Source organism: Bradyrhizobium sp. AT1, from assembly GCF_001590795.1.
GTDB lineage: Bacteria > Pseudomonadota > Alphaproteobacteria > Rhizobiales > Xanthobacteraceae > Bradyrhizobium.
Window position 1 is genome coordinate 6,442,640 of the sequence record NZ_JXDL01000001.1, and the last position, 19,933, is coordinate 6,462,572.

Consider the following 19,933-nt stretch of genomic DNA (forward strand, 5'->3'; position numbering starts at 1 on the left):
CGCCCCGCGCGCGCCAGGCCATGAATGCCAACGGCCAGATGAGAGCCGCCGGCACTCAGGCGGCGCCGGTTCAGGCTGCGCCGGCCGCGCCGGCGCAGACCTCGACGCCGCCCGTTCAGGGATTCGACTGAGGTCGCAGCGCTTCAGGCCGGCGCCTTCGGCCGCAACCGCTCGACCGTCCTGGCGATCAGCGCTGCCACATCCGCGACCTTCGGGCCGATCCGGAATTCCGGGCCGGCGACGACCACCGAAAGACGGCGGTCGCCGATCGGCAAGGGGATCGCGGCGCCCGCGAGGTCGCGGCTGTAATCGGCAAAGCTCTGGCAATAGCCGCGCGCAATCGAGTTGCGCAGCTCGGTCTCCACCGCCTCGATGCTGATCGGCGTCGACGGGCCGTATTGCTTGAACTCGATCTTGCGATAGACCGAGTCGCGCTCTTCCTGGGAGTATTGCAGCAGCAGCGCGCGGCCGCTGGCGGTGGCGTGGATCGGCACGCGGTGGCCGATGGTGGCGAAATAGCGGATCGCGGCCTGGGATTCGACGACGTCGATGAACACCGCCATCACGCCGGCCGGCGCCACGATGGATGCGGTCTCGCCGGTCTCGGCGGAGAGGTCGGCGATCAGCTGATGCGTCCATTGCGGCAGCGGCTCGACCTCCGAGATCATCCGCGCCATCGCGAGCCAGCGCGGCGTCGGATAGAATCCGGCGCGCGGTCGCGGCTCATAGAGATAGCCCTTCTCGGACAGCGTCGCGAGCAGGTTGAAGGTCGAGGAGCGCGGCCAGCCGAAATGATCGGCGATCTCCGCAAGCGTCGCCGGCTTCTTCACTTGCGCGAAGAATTCCATGATCTCCAGGACGTTTGCGGCTTGGCGAACGATCATGGCGGCGTTGCGGTCCTGCTTCTCTAGGGCTGGCCGAGGATCTTCTTCGCGGCGCGAAGATGTGGCTTGTCGATCATCTGGCCGTCGAGCCGCAGCGTGCCAGAATTGGGATTGCTGGCGAACGCCGCGATCACTTTCTCCGCCCAGGTCCGTTCGGCTTCCGTCGGTGCGAACGCGGCATTGACGACATCGACATGCTTGGGATGAATCAGCGCCTTGGCCGAAAAGCCGTCGCGCCGCGCCGCACGCGTTTCCTGCTCGAGGCCGGCGAGATTGTCGATGTCGGTATAGACGGTGTCGATCGGCGCGACCTCAGCCGCGGCCGCGGCCATGAGGCAGAGATCGCGCGCGAGGCGATAGGGGCTGTGGAACACGCCGCTAGATGCCTTCTCGGTGGCCCCCAGCGAGGCCGAGAGGTCTTCCGCGCCCCACATCAGGCCGGCGAGGCGGGGGGAGCAGCCTTTGTAGCTGCCGAGGCCGAAGATCGAGCTTGCCGTCTCCGTCGCGACGCAGACGATGCGGGTGGAGCCGATCGCGATGCCGGAAGCGGCTTCCAAGGCTTCGAGCCAGGTCGCGACCTGGCGCACGTCGTCGCCGCCTTGCGATTTCGGCAGCACGATGCCGTCGGGCCTGCCGGGCAGCACCGCGGCGAGATCGGCCAGCGTCATGCCGGTGTCGAGCGCGTTGACGCGGACGTAGAGCTGGTGCGGGCCGCGGCGGCTCGTCAGCATGGTAAGCGTCAGCGTACGCGCCTCCGGCTTCTTATCGGTGACGACGGAATCCTCGAGGTCGATGATCAGCGCGTCGGCTTTGCCTTCGCTCGCCTTCTCGAATTTGCGCGGGGAATCGCCCGGCACGAACAGCATCGAACGCATCAGACCGGCCTCTTGTGCATCATCGCCATGCGGCGGCATTTGCCGACGATTTCGTCGTTCTGGTTCAAGGCATGGTGCTCGAACTCGACGATGCCCGCTTTGGGGCGCGATTTGGATTCCCTCAACGAAAGCACCTTCGTCGTCGCCCGCAAGGTGTCGCCATGGAAGACCGGCTTTGGAAACGTCACGTCGGTCATGCCGAGATTGGCAACGGTGGTACCCATGGTCGTATCATAGACCGTCATGCCGATCATGATGCCGAGGGTGTAAAGGCTGTTGAAAATGCGCTGGCCGAACTCGGTCTTTTCGGCGAAATGGGCGTCGATATGCAGCGGCTGCGGATTGAGCGTCAGCAGGCTGAACATGGTGTTGTCCATCTCCGTGACGGTCCGGGTCAGCGGATGCCTGAACTCCTGGCCCACGGAAAAGTCTTCGAAATAAAGTCCGGCCATCGCGGTTTCCTCCCTGTATGTCCTGCGATTTTGGCCAGCGCTGCGGCTTAAGGCGGCGCGGCCAGGTGAACTGCTTTTTGTTCGGCGAGCTGCTCGATCTCCTCGGTCGAGAAGCCGGCCTCGCGCAAAATGTCGCGGCCATGCTGGCCGAGCGTCGGGGCGGGCCCGGCGGCTTCCGGCTGGGTCTCGCTCCAGGTCGAGGGCACGCGCATCTGGCGGATGCGGCCTTCCACGGGGTGATCGACCGTCCTGAAGAAACCGACTGCATCGAGATGGGGGTCGTCCAGAATGGTCTCCAGCGTGTGCATCGGCATCACCGGAATATCGGCGCGCTCCAAGAGCTCGCGCCATTCCGCGGTGGTACGCGTCGTGAAGATCTGACCGATCTCCGCATAGATCTCGTCAATGTGCTTGGTGCGCGCCGCGTGGTTGGCGAAGCGCGGCTGCTGCAGGAACTCCGGCTGCGCGATCGCCTCGAAGAAGCTGCGCCAGTGCTTGTCGTTGTAGATGAGCACGCAGAGATAACCGTCGCTGGTCTTGTAGGGCTTCCGATAGCGCGACAGCAGGCGGGGATAGCCGCCATGATCGAGCGGCGGGTCATAGGTGAACCCGCCGAGATGATCGACCAGCACGAACTCGGTCATGGATTCGAACATCGGCACGTCGATGCGCTGCCCGATGCCGGTGCGCTGCTGGTGCATCAGCCCGCCCATGATCGCATTCACCATCATAAGCCCGACGATGCGATCGGCAATGGTGACGGGAACGTAGCGCGGCGTGCCGTCACCGGCGGCGGCGAGCAATGTCGGAATCGTCGCCGCGCCCTGGATCAGGTCGTCATAGGCGGGTTTGGCCGCGTAGGGACCGGACTGGCCGTAGCCGAACGCGCCGACATAGACGAGCGCGGGATTGATAGCGGCGAGCGTCTCGTAGTCGAGGCCGAGCCGCGCCATCGCCTGCGGGCGCACGTTATAGACCAGCGCGTTGGCGCGCTTCGCCAGCCGCAGCAGCGCCTCGCGCCCTTCCTTCTTCTTGAGGTCGAGCACGATGCTGCGCTTGCCGCGATTGGCGTTGAGGAACATCCCGCCCATGCCGGGCGTGCGGCCGGGGCCGATCTGGCGAACGATGTCGCCCTCGGGGCTTTCGACCTTGATGATGTCGGCGCCCATGTCGGCCAGAACCTGGGTGCCGTAGGGGCCCATCAGCACCGAGGTCAGGTCGAGAACGGTGAAGCCGGCAAGCGGTCCCATGGGGCCTCGTGGGATGAATTCATATACGTGGAGTTAGAGTTCATAAAATGGAGGTGTCAATTCGAGGTTCGCGGTCCCAAGCGCATGGCTCCATGCACAGTTCATATACTTGACAAATAAATTCACGTATATGTACATTTTCCTCAAGCAAGAAGTGGAACGAAGCCGTAGGTGCCGCAGCGATCGGCTGCCGCCTCCGGCGTGGGGACGCGTCAAGGAGAATGAAATGAAGAAGAACCTGGTCCGGATTGTCGCCGCGCTCGCGCTGTCTTTGCCGGTCTCGACATGGTCGGCGCAGGCTCTGGAGCTGAAGGTCGCCGACAGCTTCCCCGCCGGTCACTACCTCGTCCGCCTGATGCTCAAGCCCTGGATGGACGACGTCACCAAGCGCACCAACGGCGCGGTGACCTTCACCTATTACCCGAACCAGCAGATCGGGAAAGCCGCAGACATGCTGCGGCTGACCCAGTCCGGCGTGGTCGACATCGGCTACATCGGGCCGTCCTACGTGTCCGACAAGATGCCGCTGTCGGAAGTCGCGCAATTGCCGGGCGCGTTCGCGACCAGTTGCCAGGGCACGCTCGCCTACTGGAAGAGCGCGCGCGAGGGCATTCTGGCCAAGCAGGAATACGCGCCGAACAAGATCAAGCTGCTGATGGCCGTCGTGCTGCCGCCCTACCAGGTGTGGACCGTCAAGTCGAAGGTGGAAGCCACCAAGGACATGCAGGGTCTGAAGCTGCGCACCACGGGCGGCGCGCAGGATTTGACGCTGCGTGCGCTCAATGCCGTACCGGTGCGCATGGCTGCGCCCGATGCCTATGAGTCGCTGTCGCGCGGCACCATGGACGGCCTGCTTTTCCCGCTCGACAGCGTCGTGTCCTATGGTCTCGACAAGCTGGTCAAGCACGCCACCGAAGGCGTCAGCTTCGGCAGCTTCATCGTTGCTTACTCCATCAACCAGTCAGTCTGGGACAAGCTGCCCGACGACGTGAAGAAGGCGATGAATGAGGCTTCCGAGGCGATCACGCCGCAGGCCTGCGCCGGCGTCGAAAAGGAAGGCGAAACCACCAAGAAGCAGATGCAGGACGAAGGCATCAGCTTCGATCCGCTGCCGGAAGCGACGCGTGCCGAGATGAAGGACAAGCTCAAGGGCGTCGGCAAGGAATGGGCGAGCGGGCTCGACAGCCGCGGCAAGCAGGCCTCCGCCGCGTTGAAGGAGTTCGAAGACCTGCTCGCCGCCGGCGGCGCCAAGTAGTTCGACCCGATTCGGCACAGGAGGGGGCCAGAGGTGATCAGGCGAGCAACGGATCTACTCGGCGTGCTGGAGCGCGCACTTACGGTGATCGCGGCGATCTGCCTCTTCGCAATCATGACGCTTGTCGTGGTCGACGTCTTCATGCGCTACGTCCTGAATAGCCCCCTTTCCTTCACCTATGACCTGATCGGTCTCTATCTGCTCGCGGGGGCATTCTTTCTGACGCTGTCGGATACTCTGCGCGTGCATGCGCATGTCGGTGTCGACGTCCTGGCGTCGCGCTTCCCGCCTGCAGGCCGGCGGCTCTCCGAGATCGTCACCGCCCTCACCGGACTGTTCGTCTTCGTCCTCATCAGCAAGGTCGGATTCGATCGCGCGCTGGAGAACTACGAACAGCACGATGTGCTCTCCGGTGCCATTCCGTGGCCGACCTGGATCTCCGCGGTGCTCGTGCCGCTCGGCTGCGGCGTGCTCGTGCTGCGGCTGGCGTTGCAGCTCGTGGGCCATGTGGCCAGCCTCGTCTCCGGCAGAGACATTTTCCCACTTCCGTCGGTGACCGACGAAGCCCGCAGCTTCGAATAGGCGGCACAATGACTGTTTTTCTCGTACTCGGGCTGCTCTTCCTCCTGCTGGCGATCGGTACACCGGTCGGTTTTGCCATGGGGTTCTCAGGTTCGGTCGGCCTCCTGATGGTCGGTGGCACCAGCACGCTGTTCGGCATCCTGCAGACGGCGCCGCTCTCCACGGTATCGTCCTACGAACTGATCACCATCCCGATGTTCCTGCTCATGGCAGAGCTGGTCCTGCTGTCGGGCGTCGCCGACGACATGTTCGAGACGGCGTCTGCCTGGATCGGCCGGATTCCCGGCGGGCTCGGCATGGCGACGGCGCTGGCCGGCGCCGGTTTCGGCGCGATCTGCGGGACTTCGACGGCATCCGCGGCGACGCTGTCGGCAACGAGCCTCCCCGCGATGATCAAGCAGGGCTATGAGCCGAAAATGGCGGCCGGCGTCGTCGCCATTTCGGGAACGCTCGCCATGCTGATTCCACCCAGCGTGGCGCTGGTGATTTTCGGTCTGCTCGCGGAAGTCAACATTGGGCAACTTCTGATCGGCGGCATCATTCCCGCGATCCTCGTGACCGCGACAATCATGGCGACCATCTACTTCCTGGTCTGGCAGGATCCTTCGCGCGCCCCGCGCGTGGAGCCGGTACCGTGGCGGAAACGATTTGCATTGTTGTGGCAAGTCAGTCCGATGGTGCTGCTGTTCGCGCTCGTCACCGGCACGATCTATCTCGGCGTAGCGACACCGACCGAGGCCTCTGCACTCGGCGCTGCGGGAGCGCTGGGCCTTGCCATTACCAAGCGCAGGGTGACACCCGGCTCGCTCTACAAGGCGCTGCTCAGCGCCTGCCACGGCACCTGCATGATCGTGACGATCCTGGTCGGAGCCTCGATCTTCGGCTATTTCTTCACGCTCACCCACGTCACGCAGGACCTCGTCGCCTGGATCGGGTCCTTGCAGACCTCGCGCTGGGTGATCATCACGCTCATTCTGTTTGGCTACATCGTTCTCGGCTCTTTCATGGACCAGATCGCGATCCTGGTCTTGACCGTGCCGATCGTGCTGCCGCTGATCAAGACGCTCGGCTTCGATCCGATCTGGTTCGGCGTCATCAAGATCGTCACCGCCGAAGTCGGCATGATCACGCCGCCGGTGGGCCTCAACTGCTTCATCGTCGCCCGCTACGCCAAGCGGCCGGTGGCGGAAGTGTTCCACGGCACCTTCCCGCATTTCATCGCGCATCTGATCGCGATCGCGATTTTGGTGGCGTTTCCGTCTATCATCCTCTGGCTGCCCTCGCAGATGGGGCGTTAGGATCGGAGCTCGCGGCTCCCAAGAAGGAGATCAAGAACATGGATTTCGCGCTCACCGATCAGCAGGAAGCCATTCGCGATGCCATCGCAAAAATCTGCGAAGGCTTTCCGGATGCCTATTGGCTGAAGAAGGACCACGACGGCGGCTTTCCGCACGACTTCCACAAGGCGCTGGCCGACGCCGGCTGGCTCGGCATCTGCGTGCCGGAAGAATATGGCGGCTCGGGTCTCGGCATCACCGAAGCCGCGATCATGATGCGCACCATCGCGGAATCAGGGGCCGGCATGTCCGGCGCCTCCGCAGTGCACATCAACGTGTTTGGTCTCAATCCCGTCGTCGTGTTCGGCACCGAGGAGCAGCGCAAGCGCATGCTGCCGCCGATGGTCGAGGGCAGCGAGAAGGCGTGCTTTGCCGTCACCGAGCCCAACACCGGCCTCAACACCACGCAGCTCAAGACGCGGGCGGTCGCCAAGAACGACCGTTACATCGTCAACGGCCAGAAAGTGTGGATCTCGACCGCGCAGGTCGCGCACAAAATTCTGCTGCTGGCGCGCACCACGCCGCTGGAGGAGGTGCGCTCGCCGACCCACGGCCTCAGCCTGTTCTACACCGATTTCGACCGCACCAGGATCAAGGTCCACGAGATCGAGAAGATGGGCCGCAAGGTCGTCGATTCCAACGAGCTGTTCTTCGAGGACTTCGAGATCCCGATGGAGGATCGCATCGGCGAAGAGGGCAAGGGCTTTCAGTACATCCTCGAAGGCATGAACCCCGAGCGCATCCTGATCGCGGCGGAAGCGGTCGGCCTCGGCAAGCTGGCGCTGTCACGCGCCACCGAATATGCCAAGACGCGCGTCGTGTTCAACCGTCCGATCGGCAAGAACCAGGGTATCCAGCATCCGCTCGCGGTGAACTGGGTCGAGCTCGAGGCCGCCTGGCTGATGGTGATGCAGGCAGCCTGGCAATACGACAAGGGCCTGCCCTGCGGCGCCGGCGCCAATGCTGCGAAGTATTTCGCCGGTGAGGCCGGCTACCACGCTTGCGAGCAGGCGGTGATGACGCATGGCGGCTTTGGCTACGCCAAGGAGTTCCACGTCGAGCGCTATTTGCGCGAAGTATTGATCCCGCGCATCGCGCCGGTCAGCCCGCAGCTCGCGCTCAGTTTCATCGCCGAAAAGGTGCTGGGGCTCGCCAAATCGTATTAGCCTTAGGGCCCCGGGGAGGATCGCGGTGAACCTCGCTCATCATCTGCTGCGTGCCGCCAAGGCCGACGCGTCCGCGCCGGCCCTGCTCAAGGGGCTGACGGTGGTCGCCGACTACGGCCGGCTCGCCAACACGGTGGCATCGCTCGCGGGCGCGCTGCGGCAACGCCTCGGCCTCGCCAAGGGCGATCGCGTGGCGCTGCTGATGAAGAACGTGCCTGATTACGTCGCCTGCCTCTATGCGTGTTGGCATGCGGGATTGGTCGCCGTTCCCATCAACGCAAAACTGCATCCGCGCGAGGTTGCGTTCATTCTCGACAATTCAGGTGCGGCCGTGGTCTTCGTGACCGAGGACATGGCGGGTGTTGCCTCCGAGGCGTTGACGCTCGCGACAGTCAAGCCGCGCATCGTCGAGATCGGTTCAGCCGAGCACCGCGCGCTGGAGAAGGTCGAAGGCATCTCCATCGCCGACGTCGCCATCACCGATCCCGCCTGGATCTTCTACACCAGCGGTACCACCGGCCGGCCCAAGGGCGCCGTGCTCAGCCATCGCAATCTGCTCGCGATGTCGCTGAATTACCTTGCCGAGATCAATCCGATCGTAGGAGGCGAGGCGTTGCTGCACGCCGCGCCGATGTCGCACGGCTCCGGTCTCTACATGGTGCCGCATGTGCTCGGCATGGGCGCGCAGATCATTCCGGAGAGCGGCCGTTTCGAGCCGGACGAGATTTTGGCGCTGACGGCAAAGCGCGAGAACATCTCCTTCTTCGCCGCGCCCACCATGGTGCGGCGCCTGACGGTCGCGGCGGAGGCGGCGGGTGCAACCGCACCAGGGTTGAAGACCATCGTCTATGGCGGCGGTCCGATGTATGTCGCCGATTGCAAGGCCGCGCTCGGCGTGTTCGGTCCCAAGCTGGCGCAGATCTATGGTCAGGGCGAGACGCCGATGACCATCACGTATCTGCCGAGATCGATGCATGTCGATACCGGGCATCCCCGCCACGAAGAGCGCCTCGCCTCGGTCGGCATCGCCCAAGGCGTCGTGCAGGTGCGCACGGTGGACGAGACGGGCCGCGACGTTGCGCCGGATGAGGTCGGCGAGATCATCGTGCGCGGCGATACCGTGATGTCCGGCTACTGGCAGAACCAGGAGGCGACTGCGAATACGCTGCGCGACGGATGGCTCCATACCGGCGACATGGGTGCCTTCGACGCCGAAGGCTTCCTCACACTGAAGGACCGCTCCAAGGACGTCATCATCTCCGGTGGCACCAACATCTATCCGCGCGAGGTCGAGGAAGTGCTGCTGCGGCACGAGGCTGTCGCCGAAGTCTCGGTGATCGGCCGGCCGCATCCGGAATGGGGCGAGGAGGTCGTGGCGGTCGTCGTTCCCGTCGCGGGCAGGGCGGTGACGCGCGCCGAGCTCGACCAGATGTGCAACGCCTGGATCGCGCGTTTCAAGCGGCCGAAGCATTATTATGAGATCCATGAGCTGCCCAAGAACAGCTACGGCAAGATCGTGAAGACCGAGCTGCGCACGCTGCTGGCGGAGTCCTCCAAGCGCCTCACCCCGATGGGCTGAGATGGCGATCTCCGAACCTTCGGCGCCGATCGATTTCTCCGGCCTGATCCGCGAGGGCGATCTCGTCGTGTGCGGGCAGGCGACGGCGGAGCCCGTCACCCTGACGCAAGCGCTGATGCAGCAGGCCGCGCGACTTCCGGCCTTCCGCATGATGGTCGGGCCGATCTTTTCCGACACGTTCCCCGTGGCCTGCGCCCCCAACGTGGCGTTCCAGAGTTACGGCGTGATCGGCAATGTGCGGCGGCTGGCGAAGGCCGGGCGGCTCGACGTGATACCCAGCAATTACAGCGCCTTCTGTGCTGACTTCGCCGCGCGTCGCCACAGGGCGGACGTCGTTCTGGTGCAGCTTGCCGAAGCCTCCGGGGGCCGCTTGAGCGCGAGCCTCTCGAACGACTACGTCATCGACGCCGCGCGCGGTGCGCGTATCGTTATCGCCGAGATCAATCCGGATGCGCCGTTCACGTTCGGGGCGGAATGGCCGGAGGATGTGCCGATCCATATTCGCGTGGCCGCGCGCCGGCCACCCGTCGAGCTGGCCTCGACGCCGCCCGATGACGTCTCACGGCGCATTGCAGCCCGTGCGGCGAGCCTGATCGCCGACGGCTGCACGCTGCAGTTCGGGGTGGGGCGAATTCCCGACGCGATACTCTCCTCGCTCTCTCATCTGCGCAATCTCGGCATCCATTCCGGCCTGATCAACGATGCCGTCGTCGATTTGATCGCGTGCGGCGCGGTGACGAATGCGGAAAAGGGGATCGATACCGGGATCACGGTCACAAACCAGGTGATCGGCACGCAGCGGCTCTACCGCTTCGTGCATGGGAACAAGGCCGTGTCCGTGCGGCCGACCTCCTACACCCACGGCCAGGACGTGCTGGTGCGGATCAACCGGCTGGTCGCGATCAATTCGGCGCTTCAGGTCGGGCTCGACGGCAGCGTCAATTCCGAGACGTTGAACGGTGTTGCGATCGGCGCGATCGGCGGGCAGCTCGATTTCGTGCGCGGGGCCAATGCCTCTCCCGGAGGAAGGGCGATCATCGCGCTGCCGGCGACGGCGCCCGATGGGACCAGCCGGATCGTCGCCGACGTCGAGACGGTGACGACGCCACGCGCCGATGTCGACGCCGTCGTCACCGAATGGGGGATTGCCGAGCTGCGCGGCTCTGGCCTTGTCGAGCGGGCGCGGCGCATGATCGCGATCGCCGCGCCCGAGCACCGCGACGGGTTGTCGGCGCAGCTTCGCGCGCGTTAGCTCAGTTCATCATCGCGGCCGTCGGGCGCTGGCTCTCGCCGGAGCCGATGACCCCGGGAAGGTCCGTCACCTCCCCTGCGATCATGTGCGACATGCCCCAGAACAGATGGGCGAGGCGGGAGAACACCAGCCGCTCGCGCTCGGCAGGAGCGGTGCCATCGGGGATCGTGACCGTTTCCAGGCCGACCACCTTCTTGAAATCCGGCCAGATCGTCATCGACTGCGCGATCACGGAGTAGCAGCGCGGATCGTCGTCGCTGTCGTCGGGCGCCGACGGCAGACCCGGATATTGCGTCGGCGTGGCGTAGAATTTGTAGGCGCCATAGCCGAGCTTGAGCAGGAATTTTTCCGGCACGGCGACATCGGCGGCGAAAGACACCAGCCGCGCTTCGCTCAGGACGTTCGGGTCGATGGCGCTGAGGTCCGCTGTACGGAGCGCCGAGCAGAAGGAGAGATCGCCGTTGTGCTCGCGGAGCAGATTGGCCAGCGGCTGCTGCTGGTGCACGGTGTCGGTGAGCAGGATGATGGTCTTGAGCATCGTGAGGGGCCCTCAGGGGAAAAGCTGGCGTGCGGTCATGGCAGCATCGTCGGACGCGTGGCTTGCGAAAAAGTCGTTGGCGATGCGCTGTCCCGGCGCGATTTCCAGGATGCGGTAACGCGCCAGGCTCGCGGCTTCACGCGCGAGACCAACGTCGTCCTGCCAGGCGCAGAGCGACAGCTCGAGCCGGCCGTAGCCACCGCAATCGGCGGCATAGGCGCCGGTCACGGCCTCGACGGTCGCCGCCACGGCTCCGGCATCGCTGGCCGAGACGTCACGCAGGATCACGGCGATGCCGCCTCCGGTCGCGGCCTTCGAGGTCATCACCATGAAGGCGTCGCGGGCACCGGTGCGGCCGGCCCGGCGGGCCGTGCGCACGATGCTCGCGAAGCCGGGATCGGGACCAAGCTCCAGCGTCGTCGTCTGCTGGTCATGCAGGATCGTCGCGCGCGAAGCGCCGAGATCGCCTCTCAGCGCGTGGTAGGAGCGCGGCAGCCACACGGTATCGAGCGGCACCTGCGACGACGTCAGGCTCCAGGCCTGGTCCAGCAGGTAGCCTTCCCAGATCGCGGGATAGGCGGCCGCAAGCTGCTGCCATGCGCGAAGCAGCCGTTCCGCATGCGCGGAGCGACCGAGATAGAGCGTGCGCGCCGACATCTCCCAGCGATTCCACTTGTGCAGGGCGACGTCGCAGCCGAGGAAGGAGGGCAGCAGCGGCGCCTCGCGCAAGGTAGCGCCCGCATCGACGAACAGCAGCGGTTCGCGATATTTGTTCCACATCCGCACCATGAACTCCGCCTTCTCGAAGCAGAGCAGGCGATCGTCGAGCTGGGTGTCGATCGCCTCGATATGGCAACCAAGCTGCAGGCGTTCGAGTGAATGGCGGAGCCGGAGCGGCGCTGCCTCGTCGCCGCCGCGCGGATGGCAGGAGACGATCCGCGGCCGCGGGGTGGACGTGTCGGCGGCGGCGAGGAATTTGGACCAGCCGATGCCGCCCCACCACATTTCGTGCGGGCCGTCAGCGCCGCAGGGACCGATGGTGCCGAATTCAGTCAGCTTGGACTTGAGAAAATCGAAGCCGGGATTCTCGCTTCTGGGAACGACGACGGCGCAGGCGGGATTGAGCGAGCGGTAGAGCAACTCGGCCGCCGCGCCGCTCGGTGGCTCCTTCAGGATCATGACGCCGCTGCGCCGTCCGTCCGGGACGTCATCGAGCGTGGGGGCACCGTACTGGCCGACCAGCCAGCTCAGGCGGTCGTGCTGGGCCCGGCCCAGCCGGATGCCGCCGGATTGCAGCACTTGATCAAGATTTGCCTGCGTATCGTCCCGCAATTTTCCGTGCCCCCTCGTCAGCCCTGGGACTTCAACGGCCGGGGCAGCGCGATCAGGCGTACTATTTGGGGGCGGCTGCGAGCGGGGTGATCGCGACGGAATAGATCGCGATCTCCCGGGTCATCGGGCTGACCGGGATCAGCAGGCAGCCGTCTTCAGTCTCGGCGCGATAGTGGCCGCCATTCCGCTGCAAGCCGGCATAGATCAGCCCGTCGGTCGCGATAGCGACAACATCCTGGCTCCCGGCGGCGTCACGAACGTCGTCGCCCTGCTGCACGGTCACGCCGTGAAGCAGGCCCTCGCGCGCGAACTTGGCCAGCGGCAGCGCGATCGTGGTGACCGCCATGCGACGCGATAGCGGGATGCGCAGGCGCAACTCGCCGAGGCCGGTGCGGTGGACGATCACCGCCTCCAGCGCCGCACCGCCGTCGGCGCGGAACAGTCCGACCTGGACCGGGCCGGCAGCCCGCTCCTCGAAGACGTCAGCGGGCAAGCGGTTGGCGCCGAACAGCACGTACAGATAATTGTAGGACGGCGACAGGCCCGCAAAACTGCCGGCGAGCCACATTGGTGGTGCGGCGGCCGTGCAAGCCGCCGAGAGGCCGCGGGCAGTGATCTGGTCGCGCACGAATTGCTGGTCCAGCAGCGGCGCGAGCGCGTGGGTGCCGAGATTGACGTCGTGCTTCAACGTGCCGAGCAGTGTCAACTCGTCATCGTCGGGCAGCAGCAGAAGCCGCGCCAGCGTCGCCGCGCACCAGCGCGCCGCGACATCGGGTGCGGCATAGGGATCGAGGCCGTAGTCGCGCGCGACGTCGTCCGCGCTGCCAGCGAAAGCCAGCGCGCCGGCCTGGATCTCAGCGGCTAACGCCAGCTGCTCCGGAGGGCGCGGATTGATTTCGCGCAGCACCGCGCCGCCGTCATAATCGCGCACCGAGCCGTCGGCGGAGCAGCAGGCCTGCTCCAGCAGCGCGACATTGCGGATCAGCATGCGTTTGACGTGCGGGGTGACGACGAGGTCGGAGACGAAGCCGGCCGTGGTGTCCTCCTCGGCGAGGTCGTCGAAGGCGTCGTCGAGCGACATCAGATAGGCGCCGTGGAGACGGATATTGAGTCCTTCGAGGTCGAAGATGCGGCGAAGCGCCTTCTGCACGCTGCCGGAATAGCCGAGATCGGCCAGCACGAGATCGGTGCAGTCGTCGAAGCCGGGGATGGCGTCGCGGAGATAGGCGAGCAGCCGGGCGCGCAAGCCCGCGGCGAGCGTGACGATCTCGGCCGGATCGATCAGTTCGGGAAGCGCCTCGGCGAGGTCTTCGCCGGAGGCAATCCCGTCCGGAAAGCCGGCAAAGAACGCCGCGACCTTCGACGGCATCATCTTCACCATGTCATGGAAGGTCGGAGCGTCGATCTTGAACACTTTGCTGAAGAGATCAACGAGCGGCTGCATCGTGTCGGCCGAGGCGATCAGACTGACGCGCCGGTTGATCTCGAGATAGGACGATGTGGCGCCATGCAGCTCCTGCCGGATCCGATGCGACAGAAAGCCGTCGCGGCCGAGAAAGCCGAGCGCGATCTGCCGGCCGGGACCGGCAATCTCCCGGTAGCGCTGCGTCACGAAGACGTCGAACGCGGTCATGACGGGGCCGAGCACGGTCAGCCCGAGGTGGAAGGCGCGGGACCGCTCGGCGCTGCGCGCGGCGACCATGCGCCGCAGCGTGCGCGCGCCATGATCGAGCCGCGACAGCGCGCCCGCGCACAGCAGCTCGAACAGGGCCGTCTCGCGCTGAAACGTCGAGGCAAGCTGCGCCGATGCCTGCGGATAATAGCGGGGATGAATGCCGTGACGCTTCGCGCCCTTGATGTCGGCCCTGTCATTGTCGCCGACGTGAAAGGAGGCGCCGGCGTCGATGCCTTGTTCTGTGAGGTAGGTGGCGAACAGGGTTTCACTCTTGCTGCTGCCATGGTCGCAGGACGCATAGAGGAAGTCCCAGGCGAGGCCGGGATGGCAAGCGCGCAGCAGCCGCGCCAGCCGGCCCGTGTCCCAATAAGTGTCCGAGATGAATCCGACGCGATGGCCGGCGTGTTTCATGTCCAGATATTGCCTGATCATTTCCGGGTTGGCGCGGCAAAGCGCGACCTCGGCCGCGAACTCGGCTTCGACCAGATCGTCGAGGTCGGCTCGCGAAAGGCCGAACAGCTTGAACGGAAAATAGGAATAGATCTCGCCGATGTGCACTTCGCTCGTGCCGCGCGTCTCCTTCGCGGTCCGGCGTGCACGCGATTCGGCCTGGATGCGATGCTGAACGAAACTCATGGACACATTCGGACAAGTACGTGAAATGCCGGATAGCTCGTAAGTCCTTTCAAATACGCCATCTGCCGTCGTGCAGGCGCGCAGCAGAAATGTATCGAAAACATCGAACGACCAAGCAGAAACAATTTGCGCGCGGCGCTCCGCGCCGGCCGCTGCGATCTTCATGCTGCAATTCCCCGTCCACCAGGACGATTAACGCGCGCATGCGTGGAGTCAGGCGCGCAAACGCAAAAAAAGTTCACGCGCGATTCAAAATCGCGTTCGTCGCGACTGACAGATTCAAAAAAACCGCTAGGTTCGAAAAGGTGATTCGGAAAAAATTGCCGAGTGCGGAAGTCGTCTCGCGTTCATTCACACTCGGAAACAATCGCGTCTCGATGCGCCACGCGCGCGTCGCGTTCGATCACCTAGTGCCGGGTAATGTCAGCGTTTTCTCACCGTTGCATCTGTTCAGGATGGATGATCCGCCATGGCGCGAGACGATGTGATGATTGCAGAATTGAAGCGCGAGAGCATCGCGCTGTCGGCAATTATTGCCCGACGCTCGGCAAAAGATGCCAGGTAACATCTTGAAAAATAACAAAAATTCTCCGACCGGATTGTTTTGCTCCTGCGTTCAACGCCTGGAAGCCGTGCGGCATGTGCGCCAGCGGCATTGCGGGTTGGAGGTTGCGGGATGAGTTACGCTGCTGATGTCTGGGCTCCCGCCGAAGCCGAGATCACGACAACGGTGCCGGTCGACGCGATCGTGCCGGTGATGCCCTCCGTGCCGCTCGCGCCGGACAGCGCGCCTGTTGCCGACGATGTCGTCCACGATGAAGACAGCGAGCTTCTCGACAGGCTCGCGACCGGCGACGAAATTGCGTTCCGCGCGCTGGTCGAGCGTCATATCGACCGCGCCTATGCGATCGCGTTGCGCATCGTCGGCAACGCGGCGGATGCCGAGGACGTGGTGCAGGACACCATGCTCAAGATCTGGAGCCATCGTGGACGCTGGCAGCATGGCCGTGCCAAGTTCTCGACCTGGCTCTACCGCGTCATCTCCAACCGCTGCATCGATCTGCGCCGCAAGCCGCGGACCGAGAACGTCGAGACCGTGCCTGAGGTCGCCGACGGCCAGCCCGGCGCGGTCGAGATCATCGCGCGTAACGAGCTGAACGGCATGCTGGAGACCGCGATGCAGCGCCTGCCGGAGCAGCAGCGCATCGCGGTGATCTTCTCGTACCACGAGAACATGAGCAACGGCGAGATCGCCGAGGTGATGGACACGACGGTGGCCGCCGTCGAGTCGCTGCTCAAGCGCGGACGCCAGCAGCTGCGTCAGCTGCTGCGCAAGCACGAGCGCGACATCCGCACCGCGTTTACCGACTGCTAACCATAAAATCGCGCCAGCGAAAATTTTCGCGCCTGAACTCCTTGCGCTCCGTCGTTTGAGCGAACGGACGGGGCTGCGGTCTGCGTCGTCAATCGTCTTCAACGATGCGGCACGCCATGCCCATCAGCACAGGAGCTTTCAATGCCCGCGATCAACACCAATACCGCCGCCAATGCCGCGGTCCGTTACCTCAACATCAACTCATCGCAGGAGACGTCTTCGCTCTCGAAGCTGTCGAGCGGCTCTCGCATCACCTCGGCATCGGACGATGCCGCGGGGCTTGCGATTTCCACCCGCATCTCCTCGGACGTCACCACCCTGCAGCAGGCCGCGACCAACGCCTCGCAGGCCAATGCGATCCTGCAGACCGCCGACGGCGGCGCCTCGAACATCTCCGACATTCTCGCCCGCATGAAGTCGTTGGCCTCGGAGTCCGCCTCGGGCACCACGACCGATTCCAGCCGCGCCTACATCAACTCGGAGTTCACGCAGCTGACGAGCGAAATCGATTCGATCGCGTCCGGCACCCGCTACTCCAGCCAGAGCCTGCTCGACGGCTCCAGCGTGTTCGCCTCGGGTGTCTCGGTGTTGGTCGGCTCCTCGGGCTCCGACACCATCACCATCACGCTCACGAGCCTGACGGCCTCGTCGCTCGGTGTGTCGTCACTCGACGTCAGCTCGCTGTCAAACGCAACCTCGGCGCTGAGCACACTGGACACGGCGATCGACACGGTCTCCGCCGCCCGCGCCAGCATCGGCGCCCAGGAATCCCGCTTCAACTTCAGCGCGGACTCGATCTCGACCCAAACCCAGAACCTGCAATCGGCGAATTCGGCGATCAAGGACGTCGACATCGCGGCCGAGCAGTCCAAGCTCTCCTCCGCGGAGGTGAAGACCCAGGCCGCCGTGTCGGCACTCGCCGCGGCGAACCAGATGCCCCAGTACCTGCTCAAGCTGCTGGGCTGACGACAATTTGGGCGGGCCGGCATGATGCCGGCCCGCTTCTTACCAGGGACAGATGCGCACAGTGGCTTCCGTCAGTTCGACCAGCAGCAGCACAAGTTCGGGTGTCTCCGTCACCACGAGCGGGACCACCAATTCGAGCAGCATCGACTGGTCGGCGCTGATCCAGGCCGCCGTCGACGCGAAGACCGCGCAGGCGGACACGATCTCGACCACGATCACGAACAACGAGGCCAAGATTTCGGCCTATCAGACGCTGCAGAGCGATCTGAAGACGCTGTATTCGGGATTGGCTTCGCTTTCGACCGCGGTGGTCAACTCGTTGTCCACCAGCGCCTTTGCCACGCGCGCCGCGAGCATCAGTTCGACCGGGGACGTCAGCGCCTCCTCGGCGCTCTCCATGACGATCAAGAGCGGAGCGGCGACCGGCGACCACACCCTGACGATCAGCCAGCTCGCCACAGCCCACAAGGTGTCCGGCACAGCGCAATCGAGCCAGACCGACGAGCTCGGCTATTCCGGCACGTTCTCGATCGGGCTCGATGGCGGCACGACGACCGACATCACCGTCACCAGCACGATGTCGCTCCAGGACGTCGCCGATGCCATCAATGCCCAGACCTCGACGACCAACGTTCAGGCCTCGATCGTGCAGGTGTCCAGCGCGTCGTACCGCCTCGTGTTGACCGGCACGGAGGATGCAGCGGACATCAGCTATTCCAGCACGTCCGGCGACGACATCATGAACGAGCTGGGCGTCACGGACAGCTCGGGAAGCTTCACCAACGTCATCCAGGAGGCGCAGTCGGCCGAATTCACGCTCGACGGCATCTCCATGACACGTGACACCAACGACATCTCCGACGTCCTCAGCGGGGTCACCTTCAACCTGCTCCAGGCGACACCGGACGGAACGTCGCTGAACATCAGCATCGAGACCGACACCAGCCAGATCCAGTCGGCGCTGGAGACGTTCGTCACCAACTACAACGCCTTTCGCGACGAGGTCATCGCCCAACAGGCGACGGCGACCGACGGCACGGCGGATTCGAGCGCGGTCCTGTTCGGCGACGGAACGATGCGCAACATCATGGATGCGCTCCAGAATGCGTTGAACAGCACGATCGGCGGCATGACCATGGCCGATCTCGGTCTGTCGTTCAACGAGAGCAACGAGCTGGAGCTCGACACCTCGACACTATCGGACATCCTGGGCACTGATCTGAGCGGCGTGACCAAGCTGTTGTCGGCGCAGACCACGACGTCGTCCAGCCAGCTCAGCGTCGTCAATACGGGGACGTCGCCACAATCCTTCACGCTGGATGTGGCAGTCGATTCCGACGGCAACCTCACCTCCGCGTCGGTCGGCGGTGATTCGACGCTGTTTACGGTCAGCGGGACCACAATCATCGGCGCCTCCGGCTCGATCTATGCCGGCATGGCCTTCACTTACAGCGGCTCGACCTCCCAATCGATTACGGTGACGTCGACCTCGGGTATCGCGACGCAGCTCTATCAGATCGCGAAGAACTATTCGTCGTCGACAGGCGTGTTGCAAACGCTGATCACCAATCTGACCACGCGCGACGACGACCTTCAGCAGAAGGTCGACGACATCAACAGCGCGGCCGCGACGCTGCAGTCACAGCTCCAGACCCAATATGCGAAATACCAGGCAGCGATCGAGAGCGCCAACAGCACGCTGACTTATCTCAAGGCACTGTTGAATAGCTCCTCGAGCGATTGATCGTGTGAGACAGAGTAATCGATGATGTATAACCAGATGGCGTACATGGCCAACCAGGCCTATCGGGGCGCGGCAACGAGCGTGCCGCCGCTCAAGGCGATTTCGATGCTGCTCGGCGGCGCGATCACCTTTCTGCAGAAATCGCTGGCCGCGCAGGAGGCGCGCCGGTTCGAGGAGGGGCACGAGCACCTGATGAGGGCGACTGCGATCCTGCGCGGGCTCAGCCACAACCTCGATTTTGCCAAGGGCGGTGCGGTGGCGGAGCGTCTGTTCCAGACCTACAATGCGATGATCCTGGCAAGTCACAAGGCGTTCGGCCGCCCCCATGCGCGCGCGAGTTTTGGGCGCATCGTCGCCGGGCTTGCCGAGCTTCGGCAGGCCTGGGAGTTCGTCGATGCGACAGCGCGTGGCGGAGGCGCCGCGCCAGTCGATTCGGCGCGCAGGGGCTGACGCGGCGGGCGCTCTCCGATGCCGGGCGGTGGCCGACGATTTCGGCCCCCCGCTTCGATGGCTTCCGTAATGGTCCGGGCCGTTTTGGCGCCAAAGCCGCCTCGAAACCGGTTTCCGACGCGCGCGCAATGCTTTATGACGGGCCGGACCATGGCGGGACCGGCAGGCGATGGACGTCACCGAGTTTGAGGAACTGATCGACCGGCTGGGCGAGGATCTCTCGCTCTGGCCCGACGATCGGCGCGTGCCTGCCGAAGAGCTGCTGGCGCGCTCGCCCGCAGCGCAAGCGCTGCTGGAAGAGGCGCGGACCTTGCGCCGCGCGCTCGCGGCCCCGGCGGTCCGCGCGCCCTCAGGCCTCGCCGACCGCATCGTCGCCGCCGCGGCCAGGATGAAGGACGACTCCGCCGAGCCGCGCACGGAAGGTGAGACGGCGGAGAGCTGACGCTTTTTCCTTTGCATAGTTGCTTCCTTCACCTCGCCCCGCTCGCGGGGAGAGGTCGGATTGCGAAGATGCGATCCGGGTGAGGGGGACTCTCCGCGAATCCAACTTTCACCGTCCTTGCGGAGACTCCCCCTCACCCCAAC

17 protein-coding genes and 1 pseudogene are annotated in these 19,933 nt (G+C 64.7%); 11 read left to right on the forward strand and 7 right to left on the reverse strand.

The window, feature by feature from the left end; genetic code table 11:
• Positions 1–143: 143 nt before the first annotated feature.
• From SE92_RS29895 to SE92_RS29910, 4 genes and pseudogenes are all read right to left on the reverse strand, one after another.
• Entirely contained in the window at positions 144–884 is a 741-nt protein-coding gene (locus SE92_RS29895) for an IclR family transcriptional regulator (protein WP_063201599.1), read from the reverse strand.
• A 23-nt stretch (positions 885–907) separates the two neighbouring features.
• A complete protein-coding gene (locus SE92_RS29900) occupies positions 908–1,759 on the reverse strand; it encodes an HpcH/HpaI aldolase/citrate lyase family protein (protein ID WP_063203844.1) in 852 nt (283 codons plus the stop codon).
• Positions 1,759–2,226, reverse strand: a pseudogene (locus SE92_RS29905) (MaoC family dehydratase); the annotation flags it as partial. The gene SE92_RS29900 and the pseudogene SE92_RS29905, both read right to left, overlap by 1 nt.
• 32 nt (positions 2,227–2,258) lie before the next feature.
• Positions 2,259–3,461, reverse strand: coding sequence for a CaiB/BaiF CoA transferase family protein (locus tag SE92_RS29910; RefSeq protein ID WP_063201602.1), 1,203 nt, complete (start codon positions 3,459–3,461; stop codon positions 2,259–2,261).
• Between the two features lie 226 nt (positions 3,462–3,687).
• Here SE92_RS29910 and SE92_RS29915 point away from each other — a divergent pair, with 226 nt between their 5' ends.
• From SE92_RS29915 to SE92_RS29940, 6 genes are read left to right on the forward strand one after another with little or no spacing between them, the layout of a single operon-like run.
• Complete coding sequence (locus SE92_RS29915; RefSeq protein ID WP_063201605.1) at positions 3,688–4,716, forward strand: TRAP transporter substrate-binding protein; 1,029 nt, start codon at positions 3,688–3,690, stop codon at positions 4,714–4,716.
• Between the two features lie 33 nt (positions 4,717–4,749).
• Positions 4,750–5,298: a TRAP transporter small permease gene (locus SE92_RS29920; RefSeq protein ID WP_157095743.1), complete on the forward strand. Its 549-nt coding sequence runs from the start codon at positions 4,750–4,752 to the stop codon at positions 5,296–5,298.
• A gap of 8 nt (positions 5,299–5,306) precedes the next feature.
• Positions 5,307–6,596, forward strand: coding sequence for a TRAP transporter large permease (locus SE92_RS29925; protein ID WP_063201607.1), 1,290 nt, complete (start codon positions 5,307–5,309; stop codon positions 6,594–6,596).
• Positions 6,597–6,634: 38 nt separating this feature from the next.
• Positions 6,635–7,801, forward strand: a complete 1,167-nt coding sequence (locus SE92_RS29930; protein ID WP_063201609.1) for an acyl-CoA dehydrogenase family protein — start codon at positions 6,635–6,637, stop codon at positions 7,799–7,801.
• A gap of 25 nt (positions 7,802–7,826) precedes the next feature.
• The gene (locus SE92_RS29935; RefSeq protein WP_063201610.1) at positions 7,827–9,380 is read left to right on the forward strand and encodes an AMP-binding protein; all 1,554 of its coding nucleotides are present in this window, start codon (positions 7,827–7,829) and stop codon (positions 9,378–9,380) included.
• A gap of 1 nt (position 9,381) precedes the next feature.
• Complete coding sequence (locus tag SE92_RS29940; protein WP_063201612.1) at positions 9,382–10,632, forward strand: acetyl-CoA hydrolase/transferase family protein; 1,251 nt, start codon at positions 9,382–9,384, stop codon at positions 10,630–10,632.
• A 1-nt stretch (position 10,633) separates the two neighbouring features.
• Here the strand turns inward: SE92_RS29940 and SE92_RS29945 are convergent, their stop codons facing one another.
• The 3 genes from SE92_RS29945 to SE92_RS29955 all read right to left on the reverse strand — a co-directional run bounded on the left by SE92_RS29945 (position 10,634) and on the right by SE92_RS29955 (position 14,978).
• On the reverse strand, positions 10,634–11,170 hold the full coding sequence (locus SE92_RS29945) for a hypothetical protein (RefSeq protein ID WP_063201614.1): 537 nt from the start codon (positions 11,168–11,170) through the stop codon (positions 10,634–10,636).
• Positions 11,171–11,182: 12 nt separating this feature from the next.
• Positions 11,183–12,469 carry a hypothetical protein gene (locus SE92_RS29950; RefSeq protein WP_502686783.1) on the reverse strand — a complete coding sequence of 429 codons (1,287 nt, stop codon included), beginning with the start codon at positions 12,467–12,469 and terminating at the stop codon, positions 11,183–11,185.
• A gap of 94 nt (positions 12,470–12,563) precedes the next feature.
• Positions 12,564–14,978, reverse strand: coding sequence for a hypothetical protein (locus SE92_RS29955; RefSeq protein WP_063201619.1), 2,415 nt, complete (start codon positions 14,976–14,978; stop codon positions 12,564–12,566).
• Positions 14,979–15,489: 511 nt separating this feature from the next.
• On the opposite strand from SE92_RS29955, the gene SE92_RS29960 reads away from it, so the two are divergent.
• The 5 genes from SE92_RS29960 to SE92_RS29980 all read left to right on the forward strand — a co-directional run bounded on the left by SE92_RS29960 (position 15,490) and on the right by SE92_RS29980 (position 19,790).
• Positions 15,490–16,188, forward strand: coding sequence for an RNA polymerase sigma factor (locus SE92_RS29960; protein ID WP_063201622.1), 699 nt, complete (start codon positions 15,490–15,492; stop codon positions 16,186–16,188).
• 141 nt (positions 16,189–16,329) lie between these two features.
• Positions 16,330–17,154, forward strand: coding sequence for a flagellin (locus SE92_RS29965; protein WP_063201624.1), 825 nt, complete (start codon positions 16,330–16,332; stop codon positions 17,152–17,154).
• A gap of 52 nt (positions 17,155–17,206) precedes the next feature.
• On the forward strand, positions 17,207–18,898 hold the full coding sequence (gene fliD / locus SE92_RS29970; RefSeq protein WP_063201627.1) for a flagellar filament capping protein FliD: 1,692 nt from the start codon (positions 17,207–17,209) through the stop codon (positions 18,896–18,898).
• Between the two features lie 21 nt (positions 18,899–18,919).
• Positions 18,920–19,348 carry a flagellar export chaperone FliS gene (locus SE92_RS29975; RefSeq protein WP_063201629.1) on the forward strand — a complete coding sequence of 143 codons (429 nt, stop codon included), beginning with the start codon at positions 18,920–18,922 and terminating at the stop codon, positions 19,346–19,348.
• Between the two features lie 169 nt (positions 19,349–19,517).
• On the forward strand, positions 19,518–19,790 hold the full coding sequence (locus SE92_RS29980; RefSeq protein ID WP_063201632.1) for a hypothetical protein: 273 nt from the start codon (positions 19,518–19,520) through the stop codon (positions 19,788–19,790).
• Positions 19,791–19,933: the final 143 nt, after the last annotated feature.